The organism is Carnobacterium divergens DSM 20623, assembly GCF_000744255.1.
Lineage (GTDB): Bacteria > Bacillota > Bacilli > Lactobacillales > Carnobacteriaceae > Carnobacterium > Carnobacterium divergens.
In genome coordinates, this window is record NZ_JQLO01000001.1 from 1942052 (window position 1) to 1960245 (window position 18194).

14 protein-coding genes and 1 pseudogene are annotated in these 18194 nt (G+C 33.8%); 1 reads left to right on the plus strand and 14 read right to left on the minus strand.

Features of this window, described 5'->3' with window-relative positions:
• Positions 1–30: 30 nt before the first annotated feature.
• The 12 genes from BR52_RS09325 to BR52_RS09380 form a co-directional block, all read right to left on the minus strand.
• Positions 31–1317 carry a hypothetical protein gene (locus BR52_RS09325; protein ID WP_051915688.1) on the minus strand — a complete coding sequence of 429 codons (1287 nt, stop codon included), beginning with the start codon at positions 1315–1317 and terminating at the stop codon, positions 31–33.
• 44 nt (positions 1318–1361) lie between these two features.
• A complete protein-coding gene (locus tag BR52_RS09330) occupies positions 1362–2393 on the minus strand; it encodes a glycosyltransferase family 4 protein (RefSeq protein WP_034571877.1) in 1032 nt (343 codons plus the stop codon).
• Positions 2390–3817, minus strand: coding sequence for a lipopolysaccharide biosynthesis protein (locus BR52_RS09335; protein ID WP_034571880.1), 1428 nt, complete (start codon positions 3815–3817; stop codon positions 2390–2392). Before BR52_RS09335 ends, BR52_RS09330 begins: the two co-directional genes overlap by 4 nt.
• Positions 3818–5077, minus strand: a complete 1260-nt coding sequence (locus tag BR52_RS09340; RefSeq protein ID WP_034571883.1) for an O-antigen ligase family protein — start codon at positions 5075–5077, stop codon at positions 3818–3820. It lies immediately after the preceding gene.
• A 6-nt stretch (positions 5078–5083) separates the two neighbouring features.
• Positions 5084–5833, minus strand: coding sequence for a WecB/TagA/CpsF family glycosyltransferase (locus tag BR52_RS09345; protein ID WP_034571905.1), 750 nt, complete (start codon positions 5831–5833; stop codon positions 5084–5086).
• Positions 5823–6467 (minus strand): sugar transferase, encoded by a 645-nt coding sequence (locus BR52_RS09350; RefSeq protein ID WP_081890721.1) that lies wholly within the window; start codon positions 6465–6467, stop codon positions 5823–5825. The genes BR52_RS09345 and BR52_RS09350 overlap by 11 nt, the downstream gene beginning before the upstream one ends.
• Before the next feature lie 10 nt (positions 6468–6477).
• Complete coding sequence (locus BR52_RS09355; RefSeq protein ID WP_051915690.1) at positions 6478–7158, minus strand: CpsD/CapB family tyrosine-protein kinase; 681 nt, start codon at positions 7156–7158, stop codon at positions 6478–6480.
• Positions 7159–7186: 28 nt separating this feature from the next.
• Positions 7187–7867: a YveK family protein gene (locus BR52_RS09360; protein WP_034571912.1), complete on the minus strand. Its 681-nt coding sequence runs from the start codon at positions 7865–7867 to the stop codon at positions 7187–7189.
• A 9-nt stretch (positions 7868–7876) separates the two neighbouring features.
• Entirely contained in the window at positions 7877–9151 is a 1275-nt protein-coding gene (locus BR52_RS09365) for a nucleotide sugar dehydrogenase (RefSeq protein ID WP_034571915.1), read from the minus strand.
• A gap of 21 nt (positions 9152–9172) precedes the next feature.
• A complete protein-coding gene (locus tag BR52_RS09370; RefSeq protein WP_034571918.1) occupies positions 9173–9670 on the minus strand; it encodes a DUF4352 domain-containing protein in 498 nt (165 codons plus the stop codon).
• 67 nt (positions 9671–9737) lie between these two features.
• Complete coding sequence (locus BR52_RS12615) at positions 9738–12071, minus strand: immunoglobulin-like domain-containing protein (RefSeq protein WP_051915691.1); 2334 nt, start codon at positions 12069–12071, stop codon at positions 9738–9740.
• Between the two features lie 103 nt (positions 12072–12174).
• On the minus strand, positions 12175–12390 hold the full coding sequence (locus BR52_RS09380) for a hypothetical protein (RefSeq protein ID WP_034571921.1): 216 nt from the start codon (positions 12388–12390) through the stop codon (positions 12175–12177).
• A 489-nt stretch (positions 12391–12879) separates the two neighbouring features.
• Here BR52_RS09380 and BR52_RS13215 point away from each other — a divergent pair.
• Positions 12880–13420 (plus strand): annotated as a pseudogene (locus BR52_RS13215) (recombinase family protein).
• Between the two features lie 126 nt (positions 13421–13546).
• Here BR52_RS13215 and BR52_RS12620 read toward each other — a convergent pair.
• Both BR52_RS12620 and BR52_RS09400 read right to left on the minus strand, forming a co-directional pair.
• Complete coding sequence (locus tag BR52_RS12620) at positions 13547–17839, minus strand: Cna B-type domain-containing protein (RefSeq protein ID WP_160113846.1); 4293 nt, start codon at positions 17837–17839, stop codon at positions 13547–13549.
• A complete protein-coding gene (locus tag BR52_RS09400; protein WP_034571924.1) occupies positions 17829–18053 on the minus strand; it encodes a hypothetical protein in 225 nt (74 codons plus the stop codon). Before BR52_RS09400 ends, BR52_RS12620 begins: the two co-directional genes overlap by 11 nt.
• Positions 18054–18194 lie beyond the last annotated feature (141 nt).

The following is an 18194-nucleotide window of genomic DNA, read 5'->3' on the forward strand; positions in this document are numbered from 1 at the left end:
TCGAATGAAAAACAACTATTTCTAACTCATTCACCATGTTTTATAGGGTTGAACATTTGGGAAAGTTCCTACGAAAAGAAAATCTTTAATCACTAGATGATTAATAGGGGTTAACGGATACATCTCTCTTAAAAACTGAGAATCTAAGGAGATCTCGCCTTCTTTTCGAGAGTTGATTACATTGTCACTGAACTCTACATATTCTATTTTTCGCTTTTCTTTATCTTCTAATGCAAATAATTTTTGGTAACGGGACAATTTTTCAATAGTAATTGAGTTCTTTCGAAATAATAAAACTGTTGTTCTCCCAAACGGAAAGACGTCATAATTTGCTGGTGAGGTGTCCAGATCAAACTGATTATTCTCTACTACAAAAAAATCTACAGTTGATTCTAAAGCATTATTTCTCCATGCAATCACAGCTGGTCTGTTTTTTTGTTCTGGATACTCATACCTATTCGTAATTTTATTGTTGCAAAAAAAAATTTGCTCTAAACTACCATCAATACCTAAAAATTTAACTTTGATATTAGTTGCTTGATTGTGTTGAATGTCAAAAGTTCCTTTTGTCTTGCCCTCTTTTAAATATCCTGAAATAACGATTGCTTCATCGAATAAATCTTTAAACTGATTCCAACGAATTTCAATTTTTTCTATATATAATAGATACAGCGCATTATCCACTAAGTTCTCAAAATAATTATTGTTACATTGACAAATTGACATTGAATTTGATTGAATTACGATACCTTGATTCACTCTAATGAAACGGTTATTTTTAATAAAAAAACCATTCGAAATTGGATTTTTTCTGTCTCTATCATGAATTGAAATGCATCGATTTAATTGTCTATCTTCGTTCGATTGCCCCTCATTATCATGAAAGTAGTTGTTCTTTATCAAAACAGATGTGCAGGATACAAACAACAAATTGCTATCTGTTTTATAGTGTCCAAATTTTAATGAATAGTTTGAGAACTCACAATTTCCAACTACAAGATATTTACCTAAAGAAACAGAAATACTCCCTCTTCCTCTATTCATTAAATTAAATGAAATATTTTTGATGGAAAGAATAGAAATATTCTCATACTCCATCATATACGGAGTGTAATCGTCACCAATTCCATCAAAATGACATTGAATCTCACTCAATGGATTCCCATTTAAATCCACCTCACCTTGTAAACTGCACTTCACATCTTTAATCGGTCTACTTATGGTATAAATAATTTCTTGTTTAGATTTTAGTTTTAATTTTCCTTTACCTACAAGCCTGATTAATGGCTCTAATTCTTCATAGATAATATCAGACACTTTAACCTCTCCCTAAATTAACTTAAAACAACTTTTATTTTAAGTTAATTTACTTTTAGCAATTCTTTATACAGCTGATTCCATTTTATAAAATAGGCCTCAATGGAAAAATGTTCTTGTATCATTTGATACGCATTTTCAGAATAGCTTTTCCTTAGCTTGTCATTTTCTAAAAAGAAAACAATTTTTTCAAACATCTCGTTAATATTTCCAGGATCAACCATCATTCCGTTTTCTCCATCACGTACAACTTGAGGAATTCCACCTACATTTGAAGTTAAATTTGGAATTCCATAAGACATTGACTCCAGTATCGACATTGGCAATCCCTCATGGTAGGACGGCAATAGATGTAATAAGCTAGCTTTCAAGATTGACTGTTGCTTCTCTTTTTCAATCCAACCACCTAAAGTAACATTCATAATATTTTCTTCTTTTATCAGTTGCTTCACTTTATCAATTTCTCCATCTCCGTATAAGACAAATTGAATCTCTGGAAATAAAGGATATATTTTTTTGGCCAACTGTAAACTATCGTAACTTCCTTTTCTTTTTCCAATTCGTCCTAAAGTGATGATTGTAGTAGACTGACTATCATAGTCACTTTTTTCTGGAATTTCCACCGCATTTTCAATAATCGTAATGGGGGTACGCGTTAACGTTTCGTAGAAACGAGCCCACTCTTCACTTAAAACAACCAGCCCATCTAAACTATCTAAGGTTTTTCTAATATAGCTTTTAATTAGAGACGTTGAATTTTCATAAAACGTATCAAATTGAGAGGCATGCATGTGAAAAATGGTTTTCGTCTCCTTTGGAACTCTAGATGCTAAAATCGCTTTTCGATAAAAACTTCCTTTTTGAGCCACATGGAAATGTACCACATCAATACGTTCTTCCTTTATTTTCGCGTTGATTGTATAAACTGACTTGAAACTTCTTGTTAGGCGCTGACCTTCTTTCCAAGAATCAAGATAAAAAACGGTGTTCCCTTGATACTGTTTTTTAAAGTTTGCAATTACTGTCGCAATTCCACCTTTTGATTCAGAAGCTGGACCTACCATTAAAATATTCATCCTTTTTCACCTCGCTTAATTGCTATTTCTTTTCTTACTTCTGTTAAACAGAGTCCTATCACAGAATGATAAATCCCCAAAATTAAAGCTATTATTAATAAAATAATGAAATACTGAATCCAACTATTTGAGCCAAAGATATTGTATAAAGAAACCACATATAAGAGCCCGATTACAATGAAGTGCTTTTTCACTGAAAAACCTTCCCACAGTCTCATAGAAAAATACGTTCTTCCACAAAAAAAGGCGATATAGGCTGTCCCAGTAGCAATAGCCGTTCCAATTGCACCTAAAACGGGCGTTAACCATAAATTCATGCCAATGGCTACAATCAATGCAAGCAGAGAAACGATAATATTAAGGTAACTTTTTTTCGAAAATACAATACCCAAATTAGTGGTTTCGCTAACAGTCATCATTAAGGGATAGAAACAGAGAAATGGAAAAATATACTTTGCCTCTTCATATTCTGGCGATAAAACAACTACAATCCAATCTTTTGAAAGTAACAATAGTAAAAACAAAACGGAAATGGATAACATCACGATATCACTGACTAGTTGATAATACTTAATCGGTTTCTTTTGTTGATACCATTCGTATGCTGTTGGAATCCAAAAATTAGAAAAACTAACTTGTAGAATTAATAACGCACTTGCTATTTTAAAAGCCGCTGTGTAAATTCCTAATTGGCTAAAATCCGTAAAATAACGTAAGAATATCTTATCGATAATAACAAACAAACTGTAAATAAAGGTGCCTATTACAATGGGTAAACCAAATCTTGCAAGACGTTGAATCAATGGTTTATCGAGTTTAAATTCTTTAACGGTCACTAGTTTTAGATTACATAAAATTAAGATCATATCTCCTAAAATTTGACCAATAATGGTACCATAGACAACCGTAATAAAAACTGGTTCGAAGAGTATTAAAAATAATACCGTACATATCAAAATCGTCAACTTAATCAGAATGTTGTATAACGAAAAGGCTAATCCTCGATTTTCCATACGGATGGTTAAGAGGATAAAACGTTCATAAATTAAAAAAATGACTGAGATGGCTAATAGATAAACAGCATTTTTATGTATAGCTGTCGCAAACAGCACCATCGAAATATTTGAAGCAAGTCCACACATTAATGCGATGAGTACTATCGAACTCAACAGCGGAACCAACATGGCATTTTCAAGTAACTGCTTTTTGTTGTCGTATTCATAGAACTCTCGCGTAAAGGCTTGGTCAAAACCTAAATAAATAACATAAATCAGTAAGGTTTGAGCCAATAAAAACATACTTGTTTTTCCATATTCAGTAGGCGATAAATAATGGGTCGTGATTGGAATCAAAATCAAGTTCAAGAGCGCTGCTCCAATCGAACCGATTGAAAATTGTATTAAGCGTCGTATTAAAATATTCATCTACGTTTCCCTCTCCCCATACTTTAAAATAATTCCACCACATACTAATCCTAAAATTGTTGTAGATAATGCGGAAAAAAAGACATGTCCTGCAAAAAAACCATAGCCTAGTAACACAACATAAACGATAGAATAAATACTCTTCCCTCTTTTATTTAATGCTAAAATGAAGAAATAGCTTATCATTATGGTTACAACTACAACACCAATAAAACCAAAGGAAAATAAAAAATCAAAAAAATCCATTTCAATTAATCCCACTCTGCCAAAGTGAAGCAAACGATATTCAAAGCCAAATCCGATTAGTGGAATTAAAAAGGGGTGTTGGCTTTGGCTGAAATATTCCCAACCGCCCTGCAAATACTCACTTCTAGAACTAGTAAGTAATCGAACTAGATCTCCGTCAAATAAGTGGTAAAAATAGGTGATTCTATTGATGGTTCCCGCTGTGGCCGTTAGGATAAATTCACTACCCATTACTACTATAAAAACAGTTAAAACAGCCACCACTAGACTAGTTAATATACGAGAATTTTTTGAGATTTTTTTCTGAAAGAAAAGAAAATAGACAACTAATACAATTGTTAAAATCGCTCCATAAAATATTCCCGTCTTTGTTGCTAATAAAAGCAAGCAAACCATGTTACAAAAATACAAGATTATTAAGCTCAGCGTTTTTATCTTTGTATGCTCTCCTATTTTTTTTACTAAATAATTCCCAGTAAAAGTTGAAGATACAATAAACGCTAACGTTGTATCATTTGTAGCAAAATAAAATCCCTTGTAACCCGCATCAGAATTTTCATACGTTTGATTTCCAATATTCATAAAATAAGGAATCAATAATCCAATCGTGAACAAAAAACTAATCATAATAAATAATTTTTCGTAATTTAAACTTCGTAAAACAGTTTGATGTTGATAAATAAAGTAAGGAATCAATAACCACAAATACAACTTTATTAAAACCACACTATCTTGAAATATTATCGTTGGTGTATGACTCAAAACCATACTTTGAAGAAGGAGCAATAACGTGCAACTGAAGATCGTCCATAAAGTTAACAACGTATAAATACTTTTTTTAAATCCATAAAATAAAATGCTTCCCACTAAAAATAAAAAACACCCCATTCGATAAACTACCCCAATTGGAAATGAATAGTTCATGCTTAACGCATAGCCATTTAAAACATCAATAATCGGGAAAATAGCCATTAGAATTAAAAAAAACGAAACAAGTTGTTTTTCACTTTTCATTGATTTTCACACGCCATTTCTTCTTAGTTTTGCCTTAATCACAGTTACGATAAATGCTGTATTTCCTTTAACATATCGACTAAGCATTCTTTTTGGCTCTTGAATCAGCCTGTAAAACCATTCCAAACCCACTTTTTGCATCCAGTTTGGCGCTCGTTTCGTTTTACCTGCCACGACATCAAAGCTTCCTCCAACCCCCATCATAAAGGGAACATTTAACTGCTCTTTATACTGATGAATCCAATATTCTTTTTTAGGACTTGAAAAAGCCACAAATAAAATATCCGCCTGGCTTTGATGAATTTCTTCAACAATTTCCGTTGACTCTTCTTCTTTAAAATACCCATTTCGGAAACCAGCAACGATTAAATTAGGATATTGTTTTTGATGTAACCGAATCACTTCTTGGACAACTTCTTCTTCACTACCAAAATAGTAAAGTCTCAAGCCATCTTCTGCAGCTTTTTTTACGAGTTCTGTAAACAAATCAATTCCAGTTACCCTTTCTGGAATTGAAAATCCTAAAAATCGACCTGCCCATACGATAGATTGTCCATCGGCATTAATTAGCGGACAGTCATTGATTATATTTTTCAATTGCTCGTCTTTTGACATTAAATTAATTTTACTTGCATTGATTACTACATGTTGAGTGGGAGTTTTTTTTTGAATAATCTCATCAATCACAACTAATGTTTCCCACATCGTTAAACAATTTAACTGACTCCCTAGTAATTCAATTCTTTTAGTATCCATTTTTTGGCCCCACAATAATAAAAATGGTTTTTAACAAAATTTTTAAATCTAATATCAACGACATTTCTTTAATGTAGGTTAAATCTAGTTCTACCATCTCATCAAAATTCAATTCATTTCTTCCACTTACTTGCCACAACCCCGTACATCCCGGAACAACGGCCAATCTTTTTTTGTCATATTCTGAATATTCTGCTAATTCTTTAGGCAAAGGAGGCCTTGGCCCGACTAGTGTCATCTCACCTTTTAACACATTCAGTAATTGCGGAAATTCATCGATACTTGTTTTCCTCAAAAATCGACCAATTTTTGTTACGCGTGGATCATTTTTCATTTTGAACATTGCACCTTCAACTTCATTAAATTGAGTTAACTCTTCAAGCCTTGCTTCTGCATCTACATGCATTGTTCGAAATTTATAGATTTCAAATTCTTTTGTATCTTTTCCGTTTCGAATTTGTTTGAATAAAACAGGTGCTTTAGGTTCTGAAATCTTTAAAAGTATAACGATGATGAGAAAAAATGGTAAGAGGAGAATTAAACTTACTCCTGCAATGCATTTCCCAAAAATTGATTTTACTTTCAGATATTTTTGCTTTTTGTTATAGCGAAGGGTTAAGTGTCTGTTTTCCATAATCGACTCCTTATTTATAAGCATAGTAGTAATTATTGTGTTGTTTTTCCTGTTCCCCGTTGAGAATCGCTCCAATAATCGGTACCCTAGTCATTTTTATCTGTTCAATCGCTTGTTTTGCTTTATTTTTCATCGTTACTTGATTTCTAAATACAAACAAAACGCCGTCAGTGTATGAAGCTAATACTAAAGCATCTGAGACAACCGTAACGGGAGGTGAATCAATAATAATTACATCAAACTGAGTTTTTAATTCTTTTAGTACAGCGCCCATTCGCTTAGATCCTAGCAATTCATTTGGATTTGGTGGAATTGGCCCACTGGTTAAAATAAAAAGATTTTCTATCTCGGTCTTTTGAAAATTATCACTGACTTTACTATCTCCAGTTAGACTGGTTGAAAGCCCCTTAAAAATTGATTGGTTAAAGGTTTTATGAACAGTTGGTTTTCTCATATCTCCGTCAACCAATAACGTTTTTTTTCCTTTTTGTGCATACACAATTGCCAAATTGGCTGAAATAGTGGATTTCCCACTCATAGGTTCTGGTGACGTGATTAAAATCGTCTGAAATGTTTTATCCACCCCAGAAAATTCAATAGCAGTTCGAATGTTTTTAAACTGTTCACTTATTGAAGAAGTAGCATGCATTTTTGTAATCAATCTGCGTTTTTCATCTCCTAATCGATTCATGGCTATTACTACCTCCTTTCCAATTTCTCTATATTTCCTCAGGCAATTCACCTATGCTACCTAGTACTGTAATGTTTAGCATCTCAATGTCTTCTTTGCCTTTTATTGTTCGATCTAGGAGGCTTCTCATAATAATCAATATGAGTCCGATAACGCCTCCTCCAATCAACGCAACTACCATTAACATTGTTTTATTTGGAGAAATGGGTTTACTAGTTTTCTCTAGTTTTGCAGTTGATAAAATAGTGACATTATTTATTTTCATAATAGAAACAATTTCCTTTTGAAAAATGCGAGCTGTTGTATTCGCAATGTCTACCGTTGCTTTTTTGCTTGAGTTCTCAACCTTTATGTCAATGATTTGAGAGTTTGTTGCACTGCTAACTTGAATGGACTCGTTTAATTCCTTTTCCGAGTATGCATTTTTTAATTCTTTTTTTACCTTATCTAAAATTCTAGGACTTTTGATAATTACGTTATACGTATTAATCAAATCTAAATTTGTTTGAACACTTTGTTGTTGGAGAATAGAATCCTTTTCTTCTGTTTGATTAATAAGTAGTTGAGTACTACTTTGGTATACTGGTGTTGCGATAAACCACAGATACATACTCATCATGCTCAATGAGAAAACTATTGTTCCAATTAACCACCACTTATTTTGTTTAATTGTAGTTAGTATCTTTTTTAAATCAATAATTTCTTCCATTGTGATCTCCTACTTTGCGCCCATATTCAAACCCTTGATGCTGGATAAATTCCCTAATGAAATAAGCTTAATTTCTGGTTTTTTCTCAAAAATATTTTTGGTATCAAAGACCACTTTTTGACGCATCAGGGTAAGTTGGTCTACGTCAATCGTTTTAAATTCATCATGATCCGTAAGAACTAAGAGTAAATCGCTATCCACAACGGATTGTTTAAATTCTTTTTCAATCCATTCTTTTTCCACATGTGGATCAAAAATAGACAGTTCATAGCCTCTTTTTTCTTTTAATAAGTCGACAATTTCAAGTGCGGGGCTTTCTCTAATATCGTCCACATTGCCTTTATAAGTAACACCTAATACGGTAATTTTCTTTCCGTCTATCTTCTCCATTAGCTCTTCTACTTTTTCGACAATAAAAGCAGGCATCGTACTGTTGATTTCCCTTGCCTGTTGAATTAATGGCGTAACCGTTGGCGCCATCGAACTAATAAAGTAAGGATCAACTGCCAAGCAATGTCCTCCCACTCCTGGTCCTGGAGAATGAATGTTTACTCGTGGATGTTTATTAGCCATCTCAATTACTTCCAAACTGTCGATGGCTAATGCATCTCCAATTTTGGCAAGCTCGTTAGCTAAGGCAATGTTGACGTCTCGATACGTATTTTCCATCAACTTGGACAATTCTGCAGCCGATGCGGATGACGAGATCAATTCGCCTTTTACAAAAATGCCATAGATTTCTTTTCCCGATTTTGTACAGGCTTCTGTTACACCACCAATAATTCGATTGTTGTATCTTAGTTCTTGTAAGATTTCCCCTGGTAACACACGCTCTGGGCAATGCACAAGAAAGAGATCTTCTCCTACTTTAAATCCAGCCTCTTCAATTAAAGGCAAGATGATATCTTCTGTTGTGCGTGGTGCAATCGTTGACTCTACAATAACGGTATTGCCTTTTTCTAAATAAGGAATCAACGAGTTGACGGCTGAAATCACATACATCAGATCACAACTTTTATAGCGATCCTCTTTATTAGGTGTTGGCACCGCCACGATAAAAACATCTGCCTGTTCAACTTGAGTCTGTGCTTTAAAATTACCTGAGGTAATTGCACGAGTTAATGCCTCTTGAAGTCCAGGTTCCTCAATATGAACTTGACCCTCTTGTAAAGAATTGACAACTTCTAATTGAACATCGACGCCGATAACCTGTTGCCCGTAATTGGCAAACATAATAGCGGTTGGCAAACCGATATAACCTAGTCCTATTGTTACGATTTTCATTTTGACACCTTCAATTTTTTATTATTTTGCTTCCACATTCCAACTTGCTAATACTTTATCTACGGGTTTGTATTGAATTTGTTCAATTTTTTGATCTTTATCAATGGAGAAATAAGCTTTTCCTGAAATGGTTTTATCTGGTTCAATTTCATTCCCAAAATTTGAAACGGTATCATCAATTCTATGTTCTTTTCCGTCCGTTGTGGTGACTACAAAATCAATGGCGCCTAAACCTAGTTTTGCGGAACTAATATTTTTCCCATTAATCTCAAAACCATATAAGGATTTCGTTTCTTTTCCTTCATTTTTAGAGACTGTAGTTGTTTTAAGTTGTTTAAGGGTTAATTCCATTCCATCGACTACGATGGCTTCCCCTAATTTATTGGCTGAAGCTTGTTTTTGAACCACTTCTGTTTTATCTTCTTTTTTAGTTGTTTCTTTACTGTCAGTAGTTTTTGCAGAACATGCACCTAAAAGAAGCATTGCGGTTAAACTAAAGGCTAGTGCTAATTTTTTCATAAAATTCCTCCATTAAAATGATATCTCACAGAAATTTGGCTCTCTGTGAGATATCTTATTCAAAAAATTAAGGTTGTACGGTTACTACTTTTGTAGATAATTCACTGTTGTCTTCGCTGTAACCAACAATTTTCACATTGTCGCCGGCTTTAATTTTGCCTGCGCCAATATAATAACTGAAACTTCCACCACTAAATGTACCGCCCCATGCTTGAGGTTCACCATTGATTAATACACGAGCTCTTACGATATCTCCAGTATATGATCCTTTAATAGTTGTTTCTCCAACATTGTAAACAGACGGTGAAATGGTTCCTTGTACAACTGCTTTAATTTTAACGACTTTATTTGAATCTAACACTTTATCGCTTTTATCATAAGCAGTAATTGTGACAGTATCTCCAGCTTTAATTTTGCCTGAGCCAACATAATATGTGAATCGTCCATTATTGAATGAACCCCCCCATGCTTGGGCTTTTCCATTAATTGTAACGCGTGCTTTTGCAACATCTCCCGTATAGCTTCCTGTAATTTCTGTGTCGCCTACTGAATACTCAGCTGGAGAAATAGTTCCTTGAGTTGCAGCAGATTTAATACTAACAGCTTTATTTGCATCTAAGACTTTATCATTTTTGTCATAAGCAGTGATTGTAACGACATCACCAGCTTTAATTTTGCCTGAGCCAACATAGTATGTGAATCGTCCGTTATTGAATGAACCCCCCCATGCTTGGGCTTTTCCATTAATTGTAACGCGTGCTTTTGCAACATCTCCCGTATAGCTTCCTGTAATTTCTGTGTCGCCTACTGAATACTCAGCTGGAGAAATGGTTCCTTGAGTTGCAGCTGCTTTGATTTTTACAGGTTTATTAGCATCTAACACTTTATCATTTTTGTCATAAGCAGTGATTGTAACGACATCCCCAGCTTTAATTTTTCCGGCTCCAACATAGTATGTGAATTGCCCATTATTGAATGAACCACCGAAACCTTGTGCTTGACCATTGATTGTAACCCGTGCTTTTGCAACATCGCCTGTGTAGTTTCCTGTAATTTCTGCATTTCCAATTGAATACTCAGCTGGACTAATAGAACCTGATACAGTAGCATTGTTCACTTTAACTGGTGCATTCTCCTGAAGCAGTTTGTCATTTTTATCATATGCATTCATTGTGACAATATCAGTAGCACTAATATTTTGATTTGCTGCATAAAAGGTAAATTTACCATTCTCTAAGTTTCCGCCCCACGCAACTGAAACACCATTTATATACAAACGTAATTTAGCAACATCACCGGCATAAATCCCTGTAATATTTGAATCTCCCACTGTGAAATCATTTGCTTTAATTGATCCGGTTACTGGTGGAGTATTTGTTACATGAATTTCAATTTCTTTTGTTGTTTTCAGTCCCACTGAGTCAACAACTGAATATTTCACTTTGTAGTAGCCCTCTCTTGATGTATCTACTTGATTGCTTTCAACGACTAATTTATTTGTAATCCAACCGTCTTCCGTATCATATGCTTTTACATCTTTTAAAGCAGCGGCATCATCATAGACACTGTTCAAAGGTACTGTTAATTCCTTGTTGTCTCCAATAATAATTTCTGGCGCTGTATCGCCATAGCCTGGATCCATTTTAGAAATTGGTATATTCACTCTGCTATCAGTTGATCCAAGATTCCAGTCAATAATATTATCTCTTTGCGATAATGCTGTTTGTACATGATAAAATCCATCTTGAGCATCTGCAATACGTACTCCTGATTCGGTAATTGCTTTACCTAAATCTAGTTCTAAGTTCATCGTAATATGTGGTAAAATTCCAATAATGGTTGTCATTGAAGGATTTTGAAATACAATTGTATTATTTACTGTATCTACTCTTAACTCTGAAGATGTATAGGTATGATTCATTATTGGAAACCCAATATTCCATGCACGAATTTTCCCAGTAATTGAATTTCTAAAGGCTTCTGTTTTTGCTAATTCACGAAATTCTTCTGGTAATTTAATAACGTAATCGCTTCTATCTCCCCAAGAAATATCAGCAATTTTTTGAATATCTAATTGAATGCCTAGGTTACCTGTTGTGATACCATCTTTTAACTGTAACCCTTTGTCAGCAGAACCACTGTAAATTGTTTTTCCCCAAACAACAAGTCCTAAAGCTCTTGCTTCAGCATCTACTGCTTCTTGTGGTGTTTGAACTTTTTCATTTGTTGCTTCTCCATTTTCAGTCGCTTCTACTGCTGTAGTATCAGCTGCTTCTTGTGCTTGATTAACCGTCGTTTCATTTTCTTGTTCAGCTGCTAAAGAGATAGCTGGTAATACTTGAGTTGAAATTGTTACCGCTGCTAAAATAGTTGCTACAGTTTTTGTTATTTTTAAATTCATAAATAATTCCCCTTTTGTGTAATTTTCTGTTTACTAAAATTTTTTCCTTTCTTTAGAATCGTTTTAGTTTTTTTTAACGGGAACTAACTAACCCAAAAACGAACTACTGAATTTCATCTGTTTTCAAACTCAAACATTCTTCCCATCTATCAATATGGTTGATTGCCCTTACGTTATAAAATTTTTCTAAAATGATCTTTTTAACTTCCTCAATAGAATATTCTATGCTTAATACTAGGGCTTTTGATATTTTACGACCATCTAATGTTAAGAACTCAACATAGTAAATGACATCATCTTTCCAATACTCTTCAATCATTGCCCACACCCCTTTTCACTTTTTTCTATTTATTAAACTAATGATAAATGGAAAATCAAAAATAAAACAAAATAGATCAGCAAAGCTAGTAATCATCGCTTTGCTGACCTTTGAATTAGTTATTTTTCTAAATTTTAAAAATCATTAGTTTATTGGAATTTTGATTTAATTTCAATTGTTTGTGTCCAAATAAATTTAAACACCATTTTTTTATTCATATTTTGTTCACAATTTATTTTTAAATATATAGATAACATCCATCTTACAAGTAATTATATGTATTTATTTGTTTAATTTGCTTGTTTTTTTCAATAAAAATCATATTTTATGTACATTTACAAAACTATCTTATAGATAATAGCGTTTTTTATAACAATTTTTTTTATTTTTTTCCAAATTTTAAATAGTGCATTATTAACTTTTTTAATTTAGAATAGTACCGAAACTATTTAATTCTAAGGAGAGATAAAGATGGCAATTATTGGTTATATGCGAGTTAGCACAGTTCATCAAAAATTTGACTCACAAGAGCGAGCATTACGAGAGTATGGAGTTGATGTTTTATATAAAGAAAGAGAAAGTGGTAGAAAAGAAAACAGACCCATCTTAGATGATTTGCTACAAAAACTTAATGCTGGAGATACTCTTGTCATATTCAAGTTAGATCGATTAGCAAGAAGTACAAAACAATTATTGTTCTTACTAGATGACTTTGAAAAAAAAATATTAACTTTGTCAGTATTCAAAATAATATTGATACCTCAACCCCAATTGGGAAATTTTTTTTACCGTTATGGGGGCCTTCGCAGAAATGGAAGCTGAACTTATAAGGGAACGTGTTATTTCTGGTCTTGTTGCTGCTAAAGAAAATGGAAAAACATTAGGTCGACCAGAGCTAACCAAACAAAAAAAGAAAGCTCTTCATTTATCAAATACTACAGAATTATCGACGAAAGATATTGCGAAAGAATGCCAATTGAGCCTTTCTACTGTTTATAACTTAATTAGCAAAAAAAAGATGGTTAATTAAACATCAGCTTTCGTTATTTATTCATGTTTTAGTTATCTATTCCATGAAAAATAGACTCTTTATTTTCCAACTGTTTCAGAAAATAAAGAGTCTCTAAAATTTATTTCTTCATTACTTTAAAAAGATTCATTTCCATACTCTTTTCCTAACATTTCCTAGATAGTGAATTCCTCCTAGTAGCAAGGAGAAACTTCCTAACAACAACCCTAAATTAAATTTAGACTCGCCTGTTTGTGGCAATTTAGCGTCCTTGGCTACCGACATTTCCCTATCGGTTTGTCGCGCTAATCCAGTTAAAACCAATGGATTTTTTTCTGTTGAAATTGGATTTTTTTCAATCTCTTTACTTGGAATAAATGTATTCGTAACGACAAAACCTCTCTGACTGTCTCCTGTTATTTTTACTTGATAGCCAGGCAATGCTTCTTCAACAATCGTATAATGATAAAGTTGTCCATTTTTATCATATTTAGGTAAATTTTCAAAGACTCCTTTCCAGTTAGTACTGTCGTTTAGAATCAATGAATTCATCTGCCTAGTACCATTTTGTTCTAAATAAATAACAACTTGATCAGCTTTTGGTCCTTGCCATCTTTTGATAACTGGAATCGCTAGCGTTTCAATATTGCGATTGGTAACACTGAATCCTTTTTCCTGATTTCCTGTAATTTCTTCTTGATAAGCAGCATTTTTTTCTTCGATTATTGTGTAGCGATATTCTTGACCTTTAGAGTCATATTTGGGAAGATTTTTAAATGAACCTTTCCATTCAGTTAATTCTGTTAGGGTTAAGGTATTTTTCAACTCTACGCCATTTTGCTCAAGATGAAAAGTTACTGCTTCACTTGCAGGACCAATCCATTTTTTAGTAACTGGAATCTCGATTGTTTCAGTGTTTTGGTTTGTAACCGTATAGCCCTGTTGGCTATCGCCACTAATTGTAGCTAGATAGTTTTCCATCGCTAGTTCTTTAATCGTATAACGGTATTCTTTTCCTGTGGAATCGTATTTAGGCAACTCTGAAAATAAACTCTTCCATTCATTCGCTGCGTTTAATTCAATCTGTTGGTACTCTGCACCATTTTGTTCTAGTTGAATGGTGACCGCAGTTCCTACTGGCCCCACCCATTTTTTCTGAACTGGAATTGTAACCGTTTCGTTGTTTGCATTGGTTACAACAAAGTTATTTTTCCCTTGTTTTTCTATTTTTTCATCGTAATTTTTATATCCTACTGTTTCAACAATTGTGTACTCAATTTCAGTCCCATCTTGGTTGTATTTATCTAAATTATCAAATGTGGCTTCCCATTGATTGCTTTTATCTAAATTAACAAAACGATTGACCATTTGACCATCTTTTACTAAATTAATTTGAATACGTCCTGCAATAGGCCCCACCCATTTTTTAGTAACTTTTACTGCTGTTTTCTCTGTGTTGGTATTAGTCACTAAATACCCTTCTTTTACGTTTCCTGTAATACTTGGCCGATAATTTTCAACTGCTTCTTCACGTACAAAATAATTAATTAGTGAACCATTTTTTTGATATTTGGGCAATTGTTCAAATTTTCCTTGCCAACTATTTTCTTCGTTAAGCGTTAACTCTTTTAATTTGATATTTTGGTTGTCGTATAAAAATATCGTGACTGAGTCCCCCACAGGTCCATGCCATTTTTTAGAAACTGGAATCGTGACTTTTTCATTATTTGTATTGGTTACAACAAAACCTTCTGTTGCATCGCCCGTAATTGATACATCATACTGTTCAGAATTTACTTCGCTAATCGTATAACGGATAAGTTGCCCTTCGCTATCGTATTTTGGCAAATTAGTGAATCGAGCTTTCCAATTTTGATCTGCCTTTAATACAGCTTGTCTCCCTGTTTCTTTGCCATTTGTGAGTAAATTGATTGTCACATTTTCACCGATTGGACCGACCCATTTTTTTGAAATTGGGATACTTATTGATTCTGTTCTTGTATTTGTCACTGTATAGCCTTTTAATGCATCTCCTTCATAAGTTGTAGCATAACCATCTAATTGGCTTTCAACGACTGTATAGTTGATTTCTTTTCCATCTGGGCTATATTTAGGTAACTCTTTAATCGAGTCTTTCCATTGGTTGCTTTCAGATAGCTCAATAAAGCTATCTTTTAATAATACACCGTTAGCTTTTGCATAGATTTTAACAGATTGTTGCTTTTCTCCGTTCCACTTTTTAGTTACAGGTATTTCAACTTCTTCCATATTCATATTCGTAACGGTAAATCCTTGTTTTGCATCCCCTTTAATACTAGCTGAGTAGTTTGGAATGGCTTCTTCTTTGATTGTATAGTTGATTTCATGACCGTCTGCTGCATATTTAGGCAATTTCGAAAATGTTCCTTGCCAATTTTCCTGACTGGTTAACGTTAGCGTCTGTTGAGTCGCTTTCCCATCTTGAATCAGCTGAAGGGTTACTTTTTCTCCAATTGGTCCCAACCATTTCTTGGTAACGGGAATCGTAATTTTTTCGCTATTTGTATTGGTAACAATAAACCCATTGCTTGAGTCTCCTGTTACAACGCTAGTATAATTTTCTGGCTTATCTTTTTCTAACACTGTATAATGAATTTCTTTTCCTGTTTCGTCGTATTGCGGTAAATTAGTAAAATGACTTTGCCAATTATTTGAGTGTCCGACTCTAACAAAACGGCCTGTTTCTTTGTCGTTTGCAACTAATTCAAGCGTTACAGGTTTGCCGACTGGACCAATCCATTTTTTCAAAACAGGGATACTGATTGACGCTGTTCTTACGTTGGTAATGGTATAGCCTGTTGCTGGATTGCCTTCGTAGAATGCCGAAAAACCTGCTAGATCTGCTTCAACAATTGAATAAACAATTTCATTGCCTGCTTTGTCATACTTTGGTAATTGATCAAAAGACGCTTGCCAATTATTTTCAGCTGAAAGTTTCAAGACTTGTGTTGTGACTTTGTTGTTTCTTTTCAAGTAAACTTCTACTGAATCTAAAGGCTGTCCAACCCATTTCTTAGCAACTGGTATTGAAACTGTTTCTATATTTTTATTGGTAATGGTGAACCCTTGCGTGGCATCTCCTGTTACAATAGATTCAAAACCAGCTGGGACGTTTACTTCTTTAACCGTATATTCAATAGGCGTACCATCTAAATTATACTGATCCAAATTAGTGACTAGCAATTCCCAATTGTATGCTTTCGAGAGCGTTACTTGTTGATTGATATCGCGTCCATCTGCATAAATTTTCACTTCAATTTGATCCCTTGCAGGACCAATCCAGACTTTTTTTAAGTTGAGACTTGTTTTCTTAATTCCATTGCTTACCTTTACTAGCTCACCAGTTGTGCTACTCTCTTTAATTTCAAATGGATATTGTTTGCTTTCATCAAATTGAAATTGATCTGGTGCTTTCGTTTCTTTAAAGTAATAAGAGCCTAATGCCATTTCTTTAACATTGATTTGACCATTTTCATCTGTTTGATATTCACCTAGGGATTGATTTTGGCTATTAAATAGTTCAAATGTAATTCCTGATAAGAAGGTACTATCATTATTTTCTAGTGACTTAACAAGACGGGCACTTCCCTTTTCTGGTAAGTCGCCTGACCCGCCAGCTCCTGCATTAATATTTTCTGCAGCAGACGTTCCTTCCTCAATGATTTGCTCTTCTCCTGTTATTTGATAGTTTACTTTATAATCATTTTTGTATTCTAACTTACCTAGGTCATTCACTTTCGTATCATAGACAATTCCGAATTTTTTCGTTGACAGTTCTTTAGCATGTAATTTTACTGAAAAATGATTTTGGTTGGTTGAATCAATTTCCAACGTTCCATATTGTTGAAATTCTTCTTTCGTTAACCAGTGGAAATTTTTAGCTCGATCTTCGACAAAATATCTAAAACTATCTGCTAGTAGGGTTTGGTCATTTGCAGATGTGTCTTCAATTATAACCATTTTATCCATTCCAATATTTTGAGCTAATTCTTTTTTAGGTTGATTAACGAACACTTGCCATGTGATTACATTGCTGCCATCTTCTGACATGTAGCCGTACTTATTAAAGAATGGATAGCGATCATCTTCCACTACTCCAGGATCGCCTTTTTCATTTGTTACAGTATAATCAATAGAATCAACATCTAAGCCAAAATCGTTGGTTTTAGAAATCGTCCCCTCTGTTTGACTATCGACACGAATGTTAAAAAAGAAATAACCTTTAACGTTGATTAACTCTTCTGCGGTTTGATTAAACGTACAAATAACTTGATCTTTTACAATTTTCGCTTCACCAAAGACCCTACCAGTTGCCGGATCTTTCAATTCTGCCGATGAAACAATTCCAACTAATTCAGGTGGCAAACTCATTGTAATGGTATCGCCATTTTTAATTTTCACTCCTGGTTTTTTCGGAAAAAGTAACCGAAATGCCAATACGCTCGCCATTGTATAATTCCGTTTTTTCTAGCTTAACACTATCCACTAGCTTACTTCTACCTAATTCAGTTGCATTGGCGACCGTTGTTACAGCTGTTAGTCCTCCAATAATCATCGGAAATACTAATGCAAAAATCAAAAATAGCGAGAATCCTTTATTTGTTCGTTTTATCATCCATGACACATCCTTTTTTGTTTTTAGTACTGCATTTTCATTATTTCTATCGTTATTTTCATTAAAACCCAGCAAAAAAAGATAATTAACTGGGTTTTTTCACAACCCTAGGTTAATTATTTTGATATCTATTACATACTT

Excerpts from the sequence above, each read along its gene's own strand:
- BR52_RS09335 (WP_034571880.1), bottom strand. The coding sequence starts at position 3,817 with ATGAATATTTTAATACGACGCTTAATACAATTTTCAATCGGTTCGATT.
- BR52_RS09360 (WP_034571912.1), bottom strand. The coding sequence starts at position 7,867 with ATGGAAGAAATTATTGATTTAAAAAAGATACTAACTACAATTAAACAA.
- BR52_RS09365 (WP_034571915.1), bottom strand. The coding sequence starts at position 9,151 with ATGAAAATCGTAACAATAGGACTAGGTTATATCGGTTTGCCAACCGCT.
- BR52_RS09345 (WP_034571905.1), bottom strand. The coding sequence starts at position 5,833 with ATGGATACTAAAAGAATTGAATTACTAGGGAGTCAGTTAAATTGTTTA.
- BR52_RS09330 (WP_034571877.1), bottom strand. The coding sequence starts at position 2,393 with ATGAATATTTTAATGGTAGGTCCAGCTTCTGAATCAAAAGGTGGAATT.
- BR52_RS09370 (WP_034571918.1), bottom strand. The coding sequence starts at position 9,670 with ATGAAAAAATTAGCACTAGCCTTTAGTTTAACCGCAATGCTTCTTTTA.
- BR52_RS09340 (WP_034571883.1), bottom strand. The coding sequence starts at position 5,077 with ATGAAAAGTGAAAAACAACTTGTTTCGTTTTTTTTAATTCTAATGGCT.
- BR52_RS09355 (WP_051915690.1), bottom strand. The coding sequence starts at position 7,158 with ATGAATCGATTAGGAGATGAAAAACGCAGATTGATTACAAAAATGCAT.
- BR52_RS09380 (WP_034571921.1), bottom strand. The coding sequence starts at position 12,390 with ATGATTGAAGAGTATTGGAAAGATGATGTCATTTACTATGTTGAGTTC.
- BR52_RS09350 (WP_081890721.1), bottom strand. The coding sequence starts at position 6,467 with ATGGAAAACAGACACTTAACCCTTCGCTATAACAAAAAGCAAAAATAT.
- BR52_RS09400 (WP_034571924.1), bottom strand. The coding sequence starts at position 18,053 with ATGATAAAACGAACAAATAAAGGATTCTCGCTATTTTTGATTTTTGCA.
- BR52_RS12615 (WP_051915691.1), bottom strand. The coding sequence starts at position 12,071 with ATGAATTTAAAAATAACAAAAACTGTAGCAACTATTTTAGCAGCGGTA.